The sequence below is a fragment of the Streptomyces sp. NBC_01283 genome, assembly GCF_041435335.1.
Classification (GTDB): domain Bacteria; phylum Actinomycetota; class Actinomycetes; order Streptomycetales; family Streptomycetaceae; genus Streptomyces.
On sequence record NZ_CP108430.1, the window covers coordinates 496,048 to 514,502 of the forward strand.

General features: G+C 69.8%; 18 protein-coding genes and 4 pseudogenes. 15 read left to right on the forward strand and 7 right to left on the reverse strand.

The genetic code is table 11. From position 1 onward, the window contains the following. The first annotated feature begins 40 nt into the window (after nucleotides 1–40). Both OG302_RS02155 and OG302_RS02160 read left to right on the forward strand, forming a co-directional pair. On the forward strand, nucleotides 41–1,072 hold the full coding sequence (locus OG302_RS02155) for an endo-1,4-beta-xylanase (protein WP_371525066.1): 1,032 nt from the start codon (nucleotides 41–43) through the stop codon (nucleotides 1,070–1,072). A gap of 183 nt (nucleotides 1,073–1,255) precedes the next feature. Continuing rightward, nucleotides 1,256–1,627 (forward strand): annotated as a pseudogene (locus OG302_RS02160) (serine hydrolase); the annotation flags it as partial. Nucleotides 1,628–1,725: 98 nt separating this feature from the next. Here OG302_RS02160 and OG302_RS02165 read toward each other — a convergent pair. Further along, complete coding sequence (locus tag OG302_RS02165; RefSeq protein ID WP_371525067.1) at nucleotides 1,726–3,447, reverse strand: chitinase; 1,722 nt, start codon at nucleotides 3,445–3,447, stop codon at nucleotides 1,726–1,728. A gap of 321 nt (nucleotides 3,448–3,768) precedes the next feature. Here OG302_RS02165 and OG302_RS02170 point away from each other — a divergent pair, with 321 nt between their 5' ends. From OG302_RS02170 to surE, 4 genes are all read left to right on the forward strand, one after another. Then, a complete protein-coding gene (locus OG302_RS02170) occupies nucleotides 3,769–4,581 on the forward strand; it encodes an SAM-dependent methyltransferase (RefSeq protein WP_371525068.1) in 813 nt (270 codons plus the stop codon). Between the two features lie 113 nt (nucleotides 4,582–4,694). Further along, nucleotides 4,695–5,726 carry a LacI family DNA-binding transcriptional regulator gene (locus OG302_RS02175; RefSeq protein ID WP_371525069.1) on the forward strand — a complete coding sequence of 344 codons (1,032 nt, stop codon included), beginning with the start codon at nucleotides 4,695–4,697 and terminating at the stop codon, nucleotides 5,724–5,726. 201 nt (nucleotides 5,727–5,927) lie between these two features. After that, nucleotides 5,928–7,265, forward strand: coding sequence for an MFS transporter (locus OG302_RS02180; RefSeq protein WP_371525071.1), 1,338 nt, complete (start codon nucleotides 5,928–5,930; stop codon nucleotides 7,263–7,265). Between the two features lie 79 nt (nucleotides 7,266–7,344). Beyond that, a complete protein-coding gene (gene surE / locus OG302_RS02185; protein WP_371525072.1) occupies nucleotides 7,345–8,391 on the forward strand; it encodes a 5'/3'-nucleotidase SurE in 1,047 nt (348 codons plus the stop codon). Nucleotides 8,392–8,563: 172 nt separating this feature from the next. Here surE and OG302_RS02190 read toward each other — a convergent pair whose 3' ends face one another. Further along, a complete protein-coding gene (locus OG302_RS02190; protein WP_371525073.1) occupies nucleotides 8,564–9,274 on the reverse strand; it encodes an alpha/beta fold hydrolase in 711 nt (236 codons plus the stop codon). Between the two features lie 144 nt (nucleotides 9,275–9,418). Between OG302_RS02190 and OG302_RS02195 the strand changes: the two genes are divergently transcribed. From OG302_RS02195 to OG302_RS02215, 5 genes and pseudogenes are all read left to right on the forward strand, one after another. Further along, nucleotides 9,419–9,898, forward strand: a complete 480-nt coding sequence (locus tag OG302_RS02195) for a hypothetical protein (protein ID WP_371525074.1) — start codon at nucleotides 9,419–9,421, stop codon at nucleotides 9,896–9,898. 36 nt (nucleotides 9,899–9,934) lie between these two features. Beyond that, complete coding sequence (locus tag OG302_RS02200) at nucleotides 9,935–10,078, forward strand: hypothetical protein (protein WP_371525075.1); 144 nt, start codon at nucleotides 9,935–9,937, stop codon at nucleotides 10,076–10,078. Then, nucleotides 10,078–10,236, forward strand: a pseudogene (locus tag OG302_RS02205) (PTS transporter subunit IIC); the annotation flags it as partial. The gene OG302_RS02200 and the pseudogene OG302_RS02205, both read left to right, overlap by 1 nt. Before the next feature lie 73 nt (nucleotides 10,237–10,309). Beyond that, a pseudogene (locus tag OG302_RS02210) lies at nucleotides 10,310–10,378 on the forward strand (hypothetical protein); the annotation flags it as partial. Nucleotides 10,379–10,382: 4 nt separating this feature from the next. Further along, entirely contained in the window at nucleotides 10,383–10,832 is a 450-nt protein-coding gene (locus OG302_RS02215) for a hypothetical protein (RefSeq protein ID WP_371750394.1), read from the forward strand. Nucleotides 10,833–10,965: 133 nt separating this feature from the next. Here OG302_RS02215 and OG302_RS02220 read toward each other — a convergent pair whose 3' ends face one another. From OG302_RS02220 to OG302_RS02230, 3 genes are all read right to left on the reverse strand, one after another. Then, the gene (locus OG302_RS02220) at nucleotides 10,966–11,409 is read right to left on the reverse strand and encodes a DUF2267 domain-containing protein (RefSeq protein WP_371525076.1); all 444 of its coding nucleotides are present in this window, start codon (nucleotides 11,407–11,409) and stop codon (nucleotides 10,966–10,968) included. Nucleotides 11,410–11,479: 70 nt separating this feature from the next. Continuing rightward, a complete protein-coding gene (locus tag OG302_RS02225; protein WP_371525077.1) occupies nucleotides 11,480–11,875 on the reverse strand; it encodes a DUF2267 domain-containing protein in 396 nt (131 codons plus the stop codon). Nucleotides 11,876–11,970: 95 nt separating this feature from the next. After that, entirely contained in the window at nucleotides 11,971–12,402 is a 432-nt protein-coding gene (locus OG302_RS02230; RefSeq protein WP_371525078.1) for an Hsp20/alpha crystallin family protein, read from the reverse strand. 127 nt (nucleotides 12,403–12,529) lie between these two features. On the opposite strand from OG302_RS02230, the gene OG302_RS02235 reads away from it, so the two are divergent. Beyond that, the gene (locus OG302_RS02235; RefSeq protein ID WP_371525079.1) at nucleotides 12,530–13,162 is read left to right on the forward strand and encodes a type III effector protein; all 633 of its coding nucleotides are present in this window, start codon (nucleotides 12,530–12,532) and stop codon (nucleotides 13,160–13,162) included. Between the two features lie 590 nt (nucleotides 13,163–13,752). Here OG302_RS02235 and OG302_RS02240 read toward each other — a convergent pair. After that, nucleotides 13,753–14,646, reverse strand: coding sequence for a helix-turn-helix transcriptional regulator (locus OG302_RS02240; protein ID WP_371525080.1), 894 nt, complete (start codon nucleotides 14,644–14,646; stop codon nucleotides 13,753–13,755). 216 nt (nucleotides 14,647–14,862) lie between these two features. On the opposite strand from OG302_RS02240, the gene OG302_RS02245 reads away from it, so the two are divergent. From OG302_RS02245 to OG302_RS02255, 3 genes and pseudogenes are all read left to right on the forward strand, one after another. After that, on the forward strand, nucleotides 14,863–15,849 hold the full coding sequence (locus OG302_RS02245) for an aldo/keto reductase (RefSeq protein ID WP_371525081.1): 987 nt from the start codon (nucleotides 14,863–14,865) through the stop codon (nucleotides 15,847–15,849). A gap of 45 nt (nucleotides 15,850–15,894) precedes the next feature. After that, a complete protein-coding gene (locus OG302_RS02250) occupies nucleotides 15,895–16,923 on the forward strand; it encodes a zinc-binding dehydrogenase (RefSeq protein ID WP_371525082.1) in 1,029 nt (342 codons plus the stop codon). Nucleotides 16,924–16,958: 35 nt separating this feature from the next. Continuing rightward, nucleotides 16,959–17,717, forward strand: a pseudogene (locus OG302_RS02255) (aldo/keto reductase). 140 nt (nucleotides 17,718–17,857) lie between these two features. Here OG302_RS02255 and OG302_RS02260 read toward each other — a convergent pair. Next, nucleotides 17,858–18,442 carry a TetR/AcrR family transcriptional regulator C-terminal domain-containing protein gene (locus OG302_RS02260; RefSeq protein ID WP_371749993.1) on the reverse strand — a complete coding sequence of 195 codons (585 nt, stop codon included), beginning with the start codon at nucleotides 18,440–18,442 and terminating at the stop codon, nucleotides 17,858–17,860. Between the last annotated feature and the right edge of the window lie 13 nt (nucleotides 18,443–18,455).

An 18,455-nucleotide genomic window follows, 5' to 3' on the forward strand; every position in this document is an offset into this window, starting at 1 on the left:
GACCCAGCATCCCCCCACCCCCCATCAGAGACGGACTGCAATGACCGACAGATCCTCCATCAAGCGCGCCCCGCGACGCATCCGGACCGCGATCACCACCGGGGCCACCGGCGCCCTGGCGGCAGCCGCCGTCCTGGCGTTCTCACCCAACGCTCACGCCGCCGACAGCCTCGGCGCCGCGGCCGCCCAGAGCGGCCGGTATTTCGGCGCCGCGGTCGCTCCCCACCTCGGTGAAACGGACTACGAGTCCACTCTCAGCCGGGAGTTCTCCAGCGTCGTCGCCGAGAACGCGATGAAGTGGGACGCCACCGAGCCCAGCCCGAACCAGTTCAACTTCAGTGGTGGCGACGAACTCGTCAACTACGCCAAGGCGCGCGGCAAGTGGGTACGCGGCCACGCCCTGGTCTGGCACGCCCAGCAGCCCGGCTGGGTACAGGGACTGACCGGCGACAGCCTGCGCCAGGCGATGCGCAACCACATCACCAAGGTCGCTGGACACTACGCGGGCAAGGTCGATTCCTGGGACGTGGTCAACGAGGCGTTCGAATGGGACGGCAGCCGACGCCAGTCCAACCTCCAGAAGCAGCTCGGCAACGGCTGGATCGAAGACGCCTTCCGCACCGCGAGGGCAGCCGACCCCAAGGCCAAGCTCTGCTACAACGACTACGGCACCGACGGCATCAACGCCAAGAGTGACGCCATCTACCGGATGGTCAAGGACTTCCGCGCCCGGGGCGTGCCGATCGACTGCGTCGGCTTCCAAAGCCACCTGGCCTCGAACGAAAACCTCAGCACCTACCGACAGAATCTGCAGCGCTTCGCCGACCTCGGCGTACACGTGCAGATCACCGAGCTGGACGTCGGCGGCTCCGGCGCGGCACAGGCCAATGTGTATCGGCAGGTCACCCAGGCCTGCGTGGCCGTCGCCCGGTGCAACGGCATCACCGTGTGGGGCGTCACCGACAAGTACTCCTGGCGCGCCCAGGAGACCCCGCTGCTCTTCAACGGCAGCTATCAGAAGAAGGAGGCGTACGGCGCGGTCCTCGCAGCCCTGAACAGCGCGGCGCGCTGATACCGGCCGGGCCCGGCAACGTTTTCGCCGGGCCCCGCACCGTACGCCCCGCGCGCTCGCCCCTGACTCGGCGACTCGGCGCGGCTGGTCCGGCTGGTCCGGCTGGCGTGCTGTGGCACCCCAGTCGGATCGCTTCGGGAGCCGGAGGAGCTTCGGTCCGATCGAGTGGGCTTGCGAGGACGCCTACCGCAGGAGCCCCCCTACGTACGCGCGAGCGGGGTGGCCGACACCGCCACTGGTGAACCGATGACCACCGGCCTCTACACACGGATCGGCAGCGAGACCAAGACCTTCACGGTCACCGCCCTGCTCAAGCTCGTCGACGTCATTCACCGGCGGGTGCTCCACCCGGCCCACCTCGACCAGACGCTGAGCGGTGAGGTCGAGTACTCGACCGACTGGAACCCCAGTCGGGCCGGAGCGGCCGAGGCGATGATCTGGAACATGCACGACCTGCGCCGCCGGGCCAAGACCCTGGCCACTGGGACGCTGCTCCGCCCGGAGACCCAGAAGCAGCGTCTCCGGATGCTGCCGACCGGCCACCCCGGTACGAGTTCCCCCGCGCTAGACGCCCCGGTCCAGCACCTCACCCAAGGCGAGGTGCTGGACATCGAGACGCTCACCGACGAAGCCGAGATCAAGGGCGCCGTTCGCTACGGAAGGCTGTGCACCTTCGGGCCGACGGAGTTGGACCAGGTGTTGCCCGCCGTCGCGTCCCAGTTCGTGGACCACGTCATGGCGCCGCGCAGTCCCGGGTAGGTCTTGGACGGCTTGAAGGCGCCGCAGCCGGTGCCGCGGGTCAGGCAGTCCAGGGCGTTGTTCACGACCGACGGGGCGACGTAGCCGCTGCCCGCGCCGCGTGTCGATGCCGGGACGCCGATCCCGACCTGCGAGGGATCGAGACCGCCCTCCAGCTGGATGCAGGCGAGCGCGGTCAGGAAGTCCACGCTGCCCTGGCTGTAGACCTTGCCGTCACAGCCGAGCATCGAACCGCTGTTGTAGTACTGCATGTTGACGACCGTGAGGATGTCCTTCACGTTCAGCGCCGTCTGGAAGTACCCACCGGAGGTGGACTGCATGTCGATGGTCTGCGGCGCCATCGTGAGCACCAGCTTCGAGCCTGCCTTCGCCGCCAGCTGGCGCAGCGCCTTTGTCATGTAGGTGGGGTTGAGGCCGTTCTCCAGGTCGATGTCGACGCCGTCGAATCCGTACTCCTGCATCAGCGCGTAGGCGCTGTTGGCGAACGCCGTCGCGGAGGCGTCGCTGTTGACCGAGATGGTGCCCTTCTCGCCGCCGATCGAGAGGATCACGGACTTGCCCGAGGCGTGCTTGGCCGCGATGTCCGCCTTGAAGTCGGCGGTGGAGGAGTAGCCGACGGCCGGGTCCAGGTTGAAGGTGATCTGGCCCGGTGTGGTGGTGGCGTCGGCGAAGGAGACGGCGATGATGTCGTACTGCGACGACACGTCCCGCAGCTTCTGCACGGTGGCGCCGTTGTCGAAGTTCTGCCAGTAGCCGGTCAGCGCGTGCTTGGGCACGGTGCCGCCGTCTCCGCCGCCGCCCTTGGTGGTCCGTGCGGACACCGCCGTCGACTTCGCCGACTCCCCCGCCGCGTTCGAGGCGCTGACCTGGAAGCTGTAGGTGGTCTCCGGCGTGAGGCCGGTGACGGTCGTGGAGGCACCACTGGTCGAGGCGACCTTCGTACCGTCGCGGTAAATGGTGTAGCCGGTGGCCGTGGACACCGGGGTCCAGGACAGGTCCACCGACGTGGACGTCGTCGTGCCCGCCTTGAGACCGGCCGGCACCGCCGGTATCTCCACCGGGTCGGTGCCGCCGCCCCCGTCGGGTCCAAGAACGCTTATGTCGTCCGCGTAGTACGCGCTCTGCCCGTACCAGCCGTGCGTGTAAACGGTGACCGACGTGGTGTTCGCGCCGGTGGTGAAGCTGGTGGAGAGCTGCTGCCAGGACGAGGCGCCCGGCGTCCAGGTCGACACGTCGGTGGTGCCGGTGCCCCGGGCGCCGAGGTAGACGTAACTGCCCTGCACCCAACTACTCAGTTTGTAGGTGGAGTTGGGCTTCACTTTGACGATCTGGGAACACTCGGCGCTGCTCTGGCCCGCCGGGGTCGCCTTGAGCGCCTTCGCGCCGCCGTGCACGGGGGAGGTGACGGCGACACCGCTGTTCTCGGCGCATGTCCAGTTGCTCAGGTCCGACTCGAACCCCGCATTCTTGGCAACGTTGACGTCTGCCGCCTCGGCGTCCGCCGACTGCGCGGGCGCGGCGAGACCGGTGACGGCGAGCGCGGCGGCCGCACCGACGGCGAGCGCCGCGCCGATTCTCTGCCGAACGCCGGATCTGCCCTTACGTACACGGTCCACGGAATGCCTCCAGGGAGAAGCGAAGGACGAAGGTGAGAGCCGGTGGCCACCGCTACTGTGCGCAAAGCTGGTCCAGACCAATCGAGTTGTCAAGACCTCAGGCGAGGCAATCCCAAAAGAAGCACGAGAGCCCCGTGGCACTCTGCTGGCCACTCCCACTCGGGAACACCCAATCCCCGGACGCCGTGATCCACGTACTCCACAATGGCGAACAATGCGTCGCCGCCGCGGCGGCCGCCCGTCCAGAACACCCCGCGCACGGAACACCTGCCTGGAACACCTCGTGGGCGAACGAGAAGGCGAACGAGAAAAGAGGAAAACGTGAGTGAGAGCCAGTACCCGTCAGATGTGTCGGGCAGGCTGAACACCACAGTCGCGCACAACGCACGTGTGTGGAACTACTGGATCGGCGGGAAGGACAACTACGAGGTCGACCAGCAAGTAGGCGACCAGGTCGCCACGATGTTCCCGGTGATCCGAGACGTGGCCCGCGCCGACCGCCAGTTCCTCGGCCGCACGGTCCAGTTCCTGACGGCCGACTGTGCCGTACGGCAGTTCCTGGACATCGGCACCGGCCTGCCGACCCTCGACAACACCCACGAGATCGCCCAACGCATCGCGCCCGAATCCCGGATCGTCTACGTCGACAACGACCCCATCGTGCTGGTCCATGCCCGCACCCTGCTGACCAGTTCCGCCCAGGGAGCCACCGACTACATCGACATCGATGTCCGCGACCCTGCCGGTGTCATGGAGGGCGCGTCGGCAACCCTCGACCTCGACCAACCCGTCGCAGTCATGATGCTGGGCATCCTCAACTTCGTCCTCGACACGGACGAGGCACGGGACATCGTGCGCCGAGTCATGGCCGCGGTCCCCTCCGGCAGCTATCTCGCCCTGACTCACCCCACCACCGACACCGACCTGGGCGGCGAGGGCAACGTCGAGGCCATGACCTTCTGGAACGAGAACGCCACCCCGCCCATCACCGCCCGCAGCCGCGCGGAGATCAGCTCCTTCTTCGACGGCCTGGACCTAGTCACCCCCGGCCTCGTGTCATGCTCGCAATGGCGCCGTGAACCCAACTCCGGATCCGTGCTGCCCCAGTTCGGTGCACTTGCACGGAAACCCTGACCCGTGGCCTCGTTCCCGGCCCCGAAAGAGTGGTGGGCGCAAGTTTTACGTGGCGCCGAGTTCTGCGTGGCGGCGCGACCTCCTTCGAGGCCTGCACCCCCTCCTCTGCGAAGATGACCAGCATGGCCCCGCCCCCGCCCCGCCCTGTCCGCACCCCGCCCACCAGTAGTGATGTGGCACGTGCCGCCGGAGTGTCCCGGGCCACGGTCTCCTACGTGCTCAACAACACCGAGGGCGGGCGGGTCGGCGAGGCGACACGCGAGCGGGTGCGGGCGGCGGCCCGGCAGCTCGGCTACGTGCCGCACGCCTCAGCGCGGGCCCTGCGGTCCGGGCGCAGCGGGATCGTCTTGCTGACCGCACCGGCGGTGACGGTGGGGCAGCTGTTCGCGCGGGCGTTCTCCGAGCTGCAGCAGGCGCTGTCGGAACTGGGCCACACGGCTGTGCTGTACGGCCCGACCGGGACCCGAGGTGCGGCGGCCGGCCGCAGTTGGGCCGAGCTGCGGCCCGACGCCGTGCTGTCACTGATGGACGACAGCCTGGACGAGGACGCCGTGGCCGTGCTGCACCAGGCTGGCGTCGAGGTCGTACTCGGCTTCGGTCCTGCACCGGTCGCGGGCGCACACGCCCTGGTCACCGACGAGGAGCAGGTCGGCTTCCACGCGGCGACCCATCTGTTGGCGACCGGCCGCAGAACCCTCGGCGTGATCATGCCCGCCGATTCCTCGCTGCGTGGATTCGCCGAGCCCCGGCTGGCCGGTGTCGAGCGGGCCGTGCGGGCCCATGGCGCGGGCACCGTCGTACGGCATGACCTCGCGCTCGACGAGGAAGCGGCACGGCGATGGGTTCAGCAGTGCACAGCGGACGGGGTCGACGGCCTGTACGCGTACAACGACGAGTACGCCGCGCTGGCCGTGCGCGCACTGCAGGACAGCGGCGTGCGCGTACCGGAGGACATCGCGGTCGTGGGCGCGGACGATCTGCTGATCGGCAGGCTGCTCCGCCCCCGGCTCACGACGATCCGTCTCGACTACATGCCCTCGCGCGAGATCGCCGAGCTGCTCGACCGGCTGATCGGCGCCCCACAAACGCCGCCGGAGACCCACGACATGCTCCGCGCGCGCCTCGTCGTACGCGAATCAGCCTGACGCCCGGCGAGCCTCGCGCCACCTACTGCCTTCAACTTCTCAACATGATCCCTGGCGCGAGCGCGCCCCCGTTCTAAGTAACGAAACCATCCCGGGCGGTACGACACCTTTCCAGGGTTACACGTGTCATCTACGCTCCTGCGGAACGCGTGCCCCCAGACGCGTCCCGTTCTCTTAGGCATCGCCTTTCAAGGGGCCCTCATGAGTCATTCACTTCCTGCAGACGCGCCCGCAACCGCCGTGGCCGATCACGCGGGCGTGCACGTCGACGAGCCCGTCGTCGCCTCGCGGCTGCGCCTGCTCCGGCTCACGCTGCCGGTCGCCAACGTCGCCCTCTATCTGCTCTGGTTCGGCGTGGGCAGCTTTCTGCTGCCTCTCCAGGTCGCGCGGATCACCGGCACGAACGACACCGCCGCCCTGTCCACGGCCAGCACCATCGGCGCGGTCCTCGCGACCGTCGGCAACCCGGCCTTCGGCCAGCTCTCCGACCGCACCCGCTCCCGGCTCGGCCGCCGTGCCCCCTGGATCCTGCTCTGTGCCTTCCTGGGAGCTCTGGCCCTGGTGGCGCAGGCCCACGCCGCCAGCATCGCCATGCTCGGACTGAGCTGGGGCGTGGTGCAGTTCATCATGAACGGCTATCAGGCGGCCCTGACCGCCACGATGCCCGACCGGGTCCCGGCCGCCAAGTACGGCACCTTCTCCGCCCTGGTGGGTCTCGGCGTACCGCTCGGCACGATTGTCGCGGCGCTGGTGATCGGCGGTGTGCCGGGCGTGAAGTTCGGCCTGGACGGAGTGATCGGCGGCTTCGGCGGCCGGTTCGCCGGGGAGAACGGGTACTACCTGATCGCGGCGGCCGTCGTCGCAGCCGCCGTCATCTTCGTGGTCGTATCGCCGGACCGGGACGCACGCACCTTGCCCCGGAAGCGATTCTCCTTCAGGGCGTTCCTCGCCAACTTCTGGGTCAGCCCCAGGAATCACCCCGACTTCGGCTGGGCGTTCCTGTCGCGCCTCGGCGTCATGCTCGGCTATTTCATCGTCCTCACGTACAACATGTTCCTGCTCGCCGAACACATCAAGATCCCGCCGCGGGATCTGTTGCCGACGGTCGGTTTCCTGATGATCGTCAACGCCCTGTGCACGGTGGTCGCCTCCGTCCTGGCGGGGCCGATCGCCGACCGGGTCGGCAGGGTCAAGCCCTTCGTGCTCACCTCCGGCATCGCCGCCGCGCTTGCCCTGACCCTGCCGATGCTGTGGCCCACCGAGAGCGGCATGCTCGCGTACAACATCGTCGGCGGGCTGGCCTTCGGGGTCTACATGGCCGTCGACATGGCTCTGATCACCAAGGTGCTGCCGCGCAGCGAGGACGCGGGCAAGGACATGGGCGTCATCAACATCGCCAATGCCGGCCCGCAGATCCTGGCCCCTTCCATCGCCGGCTGGATCGTCGCCGCCGGTGGCTACGAGGCCCTCTTCCCGATCGCCGCCCTCTTCTCACTCATCGGCGCGCTGGGCGTGCTGCGCGTCCGCGGTGTCCGGTGAACCGTCGGCCCTCCAGTACAACACCGCCTGCTGTTCCCGAACTTGGCCCGTCCGTCACCGCCTTCTGAGGAACTTCACCGTGAACCGATGCAAGACACTCGCCGCCCTGACCGCCACGAGCGCCATGCTGTTCGCCTGCCCCCAGGCGCAGGCCGCCCACGGCCGGCCGGGATCCACGCCTGAGCGGCCCGCGCTCGCCGGCCTGCGCGTCCTGCTCAGCAACGACGACTCCATGCAGATGACCCGCCCCAACGCCTCCGACGGCAAGGGCCTGTACGAGGTGCGCCGCGCGCTGTGCGCGGCCGGCGCCGACGTCGTCGTCATGGCTCCCTGGGCCAACCAGAGCGGCGCGGGCACCAGCGCCACGAGCGGTGGCCAGCTGACCGTCCAGCGCCGGACCACGCTGCCCGCGGGGTACGCGAACAACTGCTCGGGAACGCACGGTGGCGGCGCTGTGTACGGGGTCTGCAAGGGCGCGGCGCCCTGCGGGCAGTCCACGCCGAGCGCGACACCCGCGGACACCGTGCGCCTTGGCATCAACGGCGGGCTCGCCGCCAAAGTTGGCTGGAAGGACGGCCCGGATCTGGTCGTCACCGGCAGCAACTTCGGCCCGAACGTCGCCTCTGTCGTCAACGAGTCGGGCACGCTCGGTGCCGCGCTCGCCGCGATCGACGAGGGCGTACCCGCCGTCGCCCTCAACAGCGCCTACGACCCCGCCGTGACCGACTCCTTCGAGGTCGCGGACCACACCTACCGCAGGACCGCCGCATTCGGGGCCGAGCTCATCGCCGGTCTGCGCGAACACGGCCTGCTCACGGCCAAGTACGTGGTCAACGTGAACTATCCGCACCGTGCCGAACGGCAGCGTCCGCGGGGGACGGCCTGGACGTCCGTCGGCACGCAGAAGATCGTCGGCCTTCACTACACGGCCAAGGGCGACACGTTCACCATCGGCTCGGAGCTGTGCGTGCCGCGCTCACCGGACTGCCGCCCCGAGACCAAGCCCCGAGCGGACTTCGCGCTGCTCCAGCGGGGCTACGTCACCGTGACACCGATCAGCCCGGACCGTACGCACACCGGCCCGGCAACCCGGGGTCTGGAGCGCTTCGTGCGCGGCGGGCACTGAGGGCCGGGGTGGGAGCGGCGCGGCCCATTCCGCCACTTCCACCCCCCACCACCACGAGCCGGGGTCCGAGCGCTCCGGGGGGGCGCCCGGGCCCTTTCACGACATCAGGGCCTCACCACCACGGGCTCGATGCCTGCGATGTGGTGCCGAGGACCTGATGCCAGAGGTGAGCTCAGATCCAGCCGTCCAGGGACTTCAGGAAGGCCTGCGGGTCGTCGCGGTGAATGCAGTGCCCCGCCCGCCACACCCGGCACACCTCGAAGCCGCGTTCCTCGAGCTGCGCCATGCCCCGCGAGTCGATGCACAGGCTGGGGTCGGCGAGTTGCACCAGCGACGGCACCACGGCCGACTCCGGCAGGTAGGCCTGCTCGAAGTGCTCCATGGAAGACAGGAACCCGGGGTCGAACAGCGCGAAGCCCGCCAGCTCCGTCTCCACATCCTCCTGCGACCAGCGCGGGTTCATGGCACGGACGCTCTCGGCGGTGGCGGTGGCGACCATCTGCCGCATGCCCGCCGTCGCCCCGGTCGGCACGTTGCGCAGCAGGAAACCGGGATCGGAGTACACGGCGCGCTTGGGCCGCAGCCGGGAGGCCGCCAGCGCGAGGGACAGACCGCCCAACGAGTGCCCGATCGCCACGTCCGCGTCGGTCGGCAGGTTCTCCACCAAGTCCTCGGCAAGGAGCTCCGGCCGGTACTCGCCGCGCGGGCTGTGGCCGTGGCCGCGCAGATCGGGGGCCACAACCCGGTAACCGAGGCCGATGAGGTGCTCCTCGACCGCATGCCAGGTGCGGTGGTCGGACATGCCGCCGTGGATCAGCAGCGCGACCTTGTCACCAGCGGTAGCACCGTCGCGGGAACCGCTGTCATGAATGTTCAGCTTCATCGATGGAAGGCCTTCCACAGAGATGATTACACGTGTAAGCATCTTCAAGCACGGAGCACCCGGCAGGCAAGAGACCCATCTCAGCAACACCACCCCTCGCTCATCACCCACACGCACACACCCGCCCTCAAAGGAGGCACCGCCATGCCCGAACCTCGCGTCATGGCACCCCGGGCCACCACGACCAATCCAGACCAAGCGCACGATGCGGCCCTCGATGCAGACACCACGCGGCTCGACATCCCGGCGCTGATCGCCCGGCTCACGCTCAAGGAGAAGGCAGAGCTGCTCGACGGCTCGGACTTCTGGCACACGCAGCCCGCCGCGGGCCTGGCCTCCAGTCGGGACGCCTCCCTGCTCACCCGCGTGGGAGAGGCGAACGGCCGCGAGTCCCGAGCCGAGCATGTCGCGGTCGGCGGGAGTCACCTCCTGGGTCGTGGTGGTGGCCGGCGGCATCCTGCTCGGCAGCATGCTGGTCGCGATGCCGCCTTCGCCCATCCCTGGACCAAACGCGTCACCGGCAACAACACCGTCGCCATAGGGCACTTCGGGACAGCCGGCTACATCATCTCCGGAGCGACGGACAGGCCATCGGCAAGAAGAGCCGCTCCGCGGAGGAGATGAACCCTCCCCGAGGGCCTGCGCTTCCTGCGCGACTCGATGGTGGCGACAGCCCTGTCCATGGTCCTCATCTACATGATCATGGCCGTTGTCTTCCTGGCCGAGGTAGGCAGGGCGGAGGCGTTCCAGGCGTACTCGCCGGGCAAGGGGACCCCGGCTCGACCGGCATCGGCAACTACCTGATGTCCTCGCTCGGTCAGGGCCTCCAGTTCGCCATCGCCGTCGCCGTCATCCTCTTCGGCGTCCGTACGATCCTGGGTGAACTCGTGCCCGCCTTCCAGGGAATCGCTCACAAGGTCATGCCCGGCGCCATCCCCGCCCTGGACGCGCCCATCGTCTTCCCGTACGCGCAGAACGCCGTCCTGGTCGGCTTCATCTGCTCCTTCACCGGCGGCCTGGTGACGCTGGGGCTGCTTGGCCGGGGTCATCAACCCGGCGTTCGGCACGGCCCTCGTCCTGCCGGGCCTGGTCCCGCACCTCTTCACCGGTGGCGCGGCGGGCGTCTTCGGCAACGCGACGGGCGGCCGCTGCGGGGCCGCCCGTCGGCGCGTTCCTCAACGGCGTCCTGATCACGCTCCTGCCGGCGTTCCTGCTCGGGGTGCTCGGCTCGTTCGGCTCGGCCAACACCACTTTCGGGGACGCTGGCTTCGGCTGGTTCGGCTTGATCATCGGCAATGCGGCGAAGGCGGGCTCGGTGGCCGGCATCGTCCTCATGCTCCTGATCGGCGTCGCCGTCCTCGTGGCCGCGATCGCCTGGCAGAAGAAGGTCGTCGACACCGGCTGGGACCCGGGAGCCGCGCGCGACAAGCTCCTGCCTGCGCAGGCGCGGGAAACCTTCGAGGCCCAGGAGACCTCGGCCCCGACCACGACCCGGGAGTACGCGAAGTTCGCCCCACCGGCGGGCGCACCGAAGCCGCCGCGGCCGGAGGACTTGTAGGAGCCTGCAGGACGGTCCGCCCGTAGCTGGTCGCGGGCAGCCTGCCGGCGCTCGGTGCGGTCGTGTCCCTCCGGCCAGCGGGCGCAGCAGACGCGGCGGTCGTTGCGCCCGCCCCGAGTACGCAGCTCGCCGTCTACGCGGCGGGGGTGAGTTCGGCGCGGCCGAACAGCAGGGCGTATCCGGTGGGGAGTTGGCCCAGGATGCGGGTGATGAGGTCGGGGCCTGCATGGGCGGCGACGGCGGTGAGGACGGATCCGGTGTCCCAACGGGTGGTGGCCAGGGAGCTACCGGCGCGGGCGGCAAGGTCCTTGACGAAGGCCCAGCCGGTCATGGGTCGGGGGTCGGGGATCTGCGCGGTGAGCACACGGGCGGCCTCCAACGGCAGCCGTGCGGCGAGATCGACGCGCTCGTCGCCCGTCAGCCGGCGCCCCAGCCCCCCGAGGACCAAACGGACGGCTTCGTCGGCCCGCTCGCGGGTGGGGTAGGCGCCTTCGTGGCGGACCTTCTCCAGCATCTGCTCATACGCCGTTCCGTACGGCTGCCGGTGCCCGAGCGGTACGCGCGCCTCGGAGATCACTGCGGTGCATTCCTTTCATGGAGCCAGGATGGACGGGGTGGCACCGGGCGTGCGGCACCCCTCGTCATGGTCAGGTGGGTTGGGGGCGGCCGAAGAGGAGGTCGTAGCCGACGGGGAGCTGGAGCAGGATCTGCCCCAGCAGGTCGTCGCCGGCCGCGTCGGCGACGGTGGACAGCACCGCGCTGACATCCCAGGCCGCGGTCTGCTCGGTGGCGCCCTCGATCCAGGCGGCGGTCGCCCGCAAGAACCGCTCAGGAGGCAGCGGTTCGGCGCTCTGCAGCGGGTTGAGCAGGATCAGGGCGAAGCCCTCTGGCAGGCGCGCCGCGAGATGGGCGCGGACGTCGCCGACCAGATGGGCGCCGAGGAGGGCGAGCACCACGCGGGCCGCGCGCTCGGCCTCCTCCGCGGTGCCGTATGTGCCGCGTTCCTTCACGTGATCGAGGAACGCTTCGCGTCGCAGAGTCATCTCGGCCGTCACCTCTTCCTCTTCGGACTGCTCACGGGCCGCGGAGGGCGGGGTGAAGGTGAGGGGTGAGTTCAGGTGCCCGCCCTCCGCACGTGTCAGGCGGCGATCTCCTTGTGGCCGGAACCGACGCCGACGGAGATCTTGCGGGGCTTGGCGCGCTCGGCGATCGGGATGCGCAGGGTGAGCACGCCCGCGTCGTAGTCGGCCTGGATGCGCTCGGTGTCCAGGGTGTCGGCGAGCACGATCTGGCGGGAGAAGGCGCCCACCGGCCGCTCGGACAGCTCCATCTGCACGTCATCGGCCTTTGCCGCCGGGCGGCGCTCGGCCTTGACGGTGAGCATGTTCCGCTCGACGTCGATGTCAAGGGCCTCGGGGCTGACGCCGGGAAGGTCGAAGGCCACCACGTACTGGTCGCCCTCGCGGTAGGCGTCCATCGGCATCACCGACGGGCGGGGGGACGTTCCCGGGCCCAGCAGCTGCTGTGCCATCCGGTCGAGCTCGCGGAAGGGGTCAGTGCGCATCAACATGTGAGAACACCTCCAGCAGGTTCAGGCAGTTGCTGCCAATGCGCTGCACTGACACTGTTGTAACATGTCATCCATTGGATGACAAACATGATGTCGTCTACATGATGACAACCTGAGGGAGGTATCCGTGACCGCAGCCGACCAACCGCCCACGACCAGCACGAACCCCCACAGCCCGGCATCGTTCCTCGCCGCTGCGGCGGCCCTCGACGCCATAGACGACGCCCTGCGCGACGCCCAGCGGGACTCTCCGGACACGCCCCAAGGCCCCGGCCCCGGACCGGAGCGGGCGCTGGCCTCCCTGATGCTGCTGCGGCAGGTGCGCGAGCAGCTCGCCGGATGGGAGTCCGGCCTGATCGAGACCGCTCGCGACGCGGGCGCCAGCTGGGCGGACCTTGCTCACCCACTCGGCGTCGCCAGCCGCCAGGCCGCCGAACGCCGCTATCTGCGCGGCCGCCCCGGCCCCGCCGGGACCACCGGCGAGCAACGCGTGACGGCCACTCGCCAGGCCCGGGCCACCGAACGCACCACCGCCGCCTGGGCCCGCAACAACGCCGCCGACCTGCGTCGCCTCGCCGGGCAGATCACCGCCCTCACCGACCTCCCCGCCGCCGCTCGCCGCCCGCTCAACAAGCTCCACGCGGCCCTCGCCCACGACGACCCCACCGACCTCATCGCCCCCTTGGCCGCCACCCGCCCCCACCTGGCCGCCGCCCACCCCGACCTTGCTGCCCGACTCGACACCCTCACACCGCCCTGAACCCACCCCTGGTCGCCAAGCGGGCGCGAGATCCCCCTGCTGTCACGTGACACGACTCTGCGCTTCTTCGCATGTGGAGTTGGTGAGCCCCCCCTTGACTCGCCTGACTCGCCCGCGGCTCAGCGGGGTGCGTCGAGCACGTTGCGGATGCGGGTGGCGACGTGCGGGTTGAGGCGGGTCTCGACGTCTGCGGGCCGTACCGCTCCTCACCGCCGTGCTCGATCGGTACGCCGCCACCCACGCGCGCGAACTGGCCCTCTACCGTTCATGGCTGGCGGTTGCCCTCGCCGACGCCGCACCACAAAGCGGGCCGCCAGCGAGGTGGTCCCGGGGCGATCCGCGCTCGGCGGCTCGGCCCCGACCGACAGCGCGAACCAGGCTGAACCTGGGGAAAACCCCTAGGACAGTCCCACCCCACCGCGAGTCCCCGAGGCCCGCCACATGCCGCCCGACCGGCCAGCGGCGTGGGACCGATCGCGACGAGCCTCGACGTCTCAGTGTGGGCTCCCGCCCGCGAGCAGGCTCCTGGGTCCCAAGGTCGGCCACTTCAGCCTCACCTACGCCAGATGGCGATGGTGCTGGGACAGCAGTCAACTCCTGTGGGGTGTGGTGCTGGGCATCGCGCCGGACGCAGCGGTCATGTCGAGGAGGAGCAGGGCATCGTGGCCGGGGGTGCCGGGTTCGGCGGTGTAGACGCCGATGCGCTGGCCGGGGGTGCCTTCGACGTGCAGGGACTGCGAGGTGAGAGTGATGGTTCCGACCTGCGGATGCTGGAACGTCTTGTGGGCGGGTTTGCGTCCGGTCACCTCGTAGCGTTCCCACAGGCCCGCGAAGTCCGGGCTTTTCAAGAGCAGTTCCCCGACGAGCTGGGTGAGGTCGGGGGCGTCCGGGGCGGTGCCGGCGATGGCGCGCAGGCGGGCGACGCACGCGGTGATCTGCCGGTCCCAGTCGGGGAAGAGGTCGCGGGCCGCGGGGTGCAGGAAGAGGTAGCGGGCCAGATTGCGGTGCTTGACCGGCCAGTCCTCCAGACCCGCGTACAAGGCCAGGCCGCCCGGGTTCCAGGCCAGCACGTCCATGCTGCGGCTGATGACGTAGGCCGGGTTCGGACGCAGTGATTCGAGCAGCAGCTTGAGGTGAGGGCGCACGGTGCGGCTGGGCGCGGGCGGGGGTTCGGCGACGTAACGGGCCGCGCGGGCGGCGAGCTCACGCAGGTGCTGATGCTCCTGGTCGTCCATGTGCAGGGCGCGGGCGAGCGAGTCGAGGACGGCGGGGCTGGGGCGGGTCTCCTTGCCGCGCTCCAGACGCACGTAATAGTCGATGCTGATGCCGGCGAGGGTGGCCAGCTCCTCGCGGCGCAGGCCGGGGGTGCGGCGGATGCCGGCGCCGACGGTGAGGCCGACGTGCTCGGGCCTTGTCTGGGTGCGGCGGGCGCGCAGGTAGCGGCCCAGCTCGGCGCCCTCGCTGTGCGCGCTCTCGGATGCCATGGCTCCAGTCTCACCCGCCCGGTACCTGGCGCGCAGGGCCGAGGGGGGCCCTGTCATTACCCCTGAAGAGCCCGCCCTGCCACCCGGGCGCGGTCCGGGCGAAGGTGAAGGAGCAAGACGCCGGTATCCCGGTCTCTTTCCCGTCATCCCCGGCGCGACCGCCGGGCTGGGTGAGGGCGAGGCGGCCAGGTACACCACGGATCGAAAGAGGGCGAGATGCGGTACATCAAGCTGCGTGACCTGAAGGTTTCCCGGATCGGGCTGGGCGCGATGGGCATGTCCCACGGCTACACCGGCTCGGGCACCGATGAGGCGGAGTCGATCCGGACCGTGCACCGGGCGCTGGAACTGGGCGTCACGCTCATCGACACCGCCGAGATCTACGGCCCGTACACCAACGAGGAACTGCTCGGGCGGGCTCTGAAGGGGCGCCGCGAGAAGGTGGTGCTGGCCACCAAGTTCGGTCTGGTCTCACACGGTGGCGAGGGCGCGTGGAACCTGGACTCCAGCCCGGCCAACGTCCGCACCGCGGTCGAGGGCTCCTTGAGGCGGCTGGGCACCGACCACATCGACCTGTACTACCAGCACCGCGTCGACCCGAATACGCCGATCGAGGAGACCGCCGGCGCAGTCAGGGAGCTGATCGCCGAGGGCAAGGTCCGTGCCTTCGGCCTCTCGGAAGCCGGACCGGACACGATCCGCCGCGCCCACGCCGTCCAGCCCGTCACCGCCGTGCAGTCGGAGTACTCACTGTGGACGCGCGACCTCGAGGAGCGTGTCCTGCCGGTCCTGCCGGTCCTGCGGGAGCTGAACATCGGCCTGGTGCCGTTCTCCCCGCTGGGCCGCGGCTTCCTGACCGGCACCGTCCGCTCCCCCGACCAGTTCGACGAAGGCGACTTCCGGCGCGACAACCCGCGCTTCACGGGCGAGAACTTCAAGCGCAACCTCGCGCTCGCCGACGAGGTCAAGGCTTTGGCCACCGAGGCCGGTGCCACGCCCGCGCAGGTCGCGCTGGGCTGGCTGCTCGCCCAGGGCGACGACATCGCCCCGATCCCCGGGACCAAGCGCGTCAGCCGGGTCGAGGAGAACACCGCCGCCGACGCCATCACGCTCACCGATGAGCAGCTTCACCAGCTCAGCAGTCTGCCGCCCGCGGCCGGTGCCACCCACACCGCGGCTCAGGCACAGATGCTCGAACGCTGATCATCCACGTCACCCCGCCCGAATCCCGTCTGGAGTACCTCTCGCATGCGTGCAGCAGTCATGTACGGAGCCGGCGACGTCCGCGTCGAGGACCGGCCCGACCCGAAGATCGTCCAGCCCACCGACGCCGTGGTGCGCACCCTCGCCGCGTGCGTGTGCGGCAGCGATCTGTGGCCGTACCAGTCGATGCCCGCCACCGACACCGGCCGCCCCATGGGCCACGAGTTCCTGGGCGTCGTCGAGGAGACCGGCGCGGACGTGACCGGCCTGAAGACCGGTGACCTGGTCGTCGCCCCGTTCACCTACAGCGACAACACCTGCGACTACTGCGCCAAGGGCCTGCACATCTCCTGCCGCAACGGCGGACGGTACGGCTTCGACGGCGTGGACGGCGGCCAAGGCGAAGCCGTCCGCGTCCCCCACGCCGACGGCACCCTGGTCAAGCTGCCGGCGGCCGCCGACTCCGCGCTCCTGCCGTCCCTGCTGGCGCTGAGCGACGTGATGACGACCGGTCACCATGGCGCCGTCACCGCCGGTGTCGGCCGCGGCGACACAGTGCTGGTCGTCGGTGACGGTGCGGTCGGCCTGTGCGCGGTGATGGCCGCCAAGCGGCTCGGCGCCGAACGGATCGTGCTCGCCGGCCGTCACGAAACCCGCACCACACTGGGCCGGCACTTCGGCGCCACCGAGTTGGTCGCCGAACGCGGCGAGGAGGGCATCGCCCGCCTCCACGAACTGACCGGCGGCGTGGACAAGGTGATCGAGGCCGTCGGCACCCGCCAGGCCCTGGACACCGCGCTCGGCGCGGTCCTGGACGGCGGCACCATCAGCCGACTCGGTGTCCCCCAGTACGAGCAGGGACCCATCGGCCCGGCCCTCTTCATGCGGAACATCACGCTGACCGGCGGCGCCAGCCCCGCCCGCGCCTACATCGAGCAGCTGCTGCCCGACATCCTGGACGGCACCATCGCCCCCGGCCTCGTCTTCGACCAGGCCTTCACCCTCGACCAGACCCCGGACGCCTACCAGGCCATGGCCGACCGCCAGGTCCTCAAGGCCCTCATCCGCCCCTGACCCCCAACTCACCTGCACCACAAGAGACTTACCCCATGCTGTACGTGACCTTGAACAACGGTGTCGAGATGCCGCTCCTCGGCTTCGGGGTCTACCAGACCCCCGCCGAGGACACCGAACGCGCCGTCTCCGATGCGCTCGCCGCCGGCTACCGCCTGCTCGACACCGCCGCCGCCTACGGCAACGAAGAAGCCGTGGGTTGAGCCATCAAGTCCAGCGGCGTCCCGCGCGAGGACCTGTTCGTCACCACCAAGCTGTGGGTCCAGGAGGCCCCCGCCCAGGACAACACCAAGCTCGCCATGGAGGCGCTCCACCACGAGGGCGTGGCCAAGGCGATCGGCGTCACCAATTTCCATCCCGACCGGCTGATCGACCTGATCGTCAACAACGAGATCACCCCGGCCGTCAACCAGATCGAGACCCAGCCGTTCTTCCAGCGCGCCCGCTACCAGGACCTCATGCGCGAGCACGGGGTGCAGATCCAGTCCTGGGGCGGCTTCGCCGAAGGCAAGAACGAGCTGTTCACCAGCGTGCTGCTCGCCGGGATCGGCAAGGAGTACGACAAGTCCGTGGCCCCGATCGTGCTGCGCCGGCTGACCCAGCGCGGCGTCATCGCCATCCCCAAGTCCGTGCGCGCCGAGCGTATGGCCGAGAACATCGAGGTCTTCGACTTCCGGCTCACCGGCGGGCAGATGGCTCAGATCGCCACCCTCGACACCGGCAGCTCCCTGTTCTTCGACCACCACGACTCCGAGATCGTCACCTGGCTCGTGGGGCGCCGCCTGGATGCCTGACCCGCAGATGCACAGGGGCTGGCTGCACTACGAGCAGGGACCCATCGGCCCGGCTCTCTTCTCGGCTTCGCCGACAGCCCGCGGTGTGACCGGCGCCCACGCCGACGGCGGCGCGAGGGCGGGTTGGCGTGGCCCGATGATCAGCGTTCGCGTTCCGGGGGAAGCGTGGACCCGGTCGGAGTGTGCTGCATGAGACCGCCCAGGATGAGGGCGAGGCCCGCCTCGAATGCCGCCTGATGATCGATGATCGGGACGTCGGCGGGCAGGTCTCCGCTTGGGCCCGCGTCCGCCTGCTCCTCCAACACGCAGCCGACCGTGTACCGGCCGGCGGCCAGCATCGCCATCTGCGCGTCCTTCTCGGGCACGCCGGAGGTGATGAGAAAGGCCATCTTGTGCCGGATCCGGTCGAGGTCGCCGGTCGGGGTGCTGCCGGCGTGAAGGCGCGCGCCGTCGCGGCGCTGCAGCAGCGTGCACCGGAAGCTGCGCGAGTTCTCCAGGAACCACTCGCGCCAGTCGTCCCCGGACGACGGGAGCGGTGCGGTGGCGTGAGGGGCCATGGCGGCCTCCGCCATGGCCGCCAGGAGATCCTTCTTCGTCCGGAAGTGGTAGTAGAGCGACGGCTGTTCGACGCCGAGCCGTTTGGCCAGCCGCCTGGTGCTCACGGTTTCCAGGCCCACTTCGTCGAGCAGGTCCAGCGCCTCGGTGACGACGGTCTCGCGGTTCATCTTGGTCACGTTG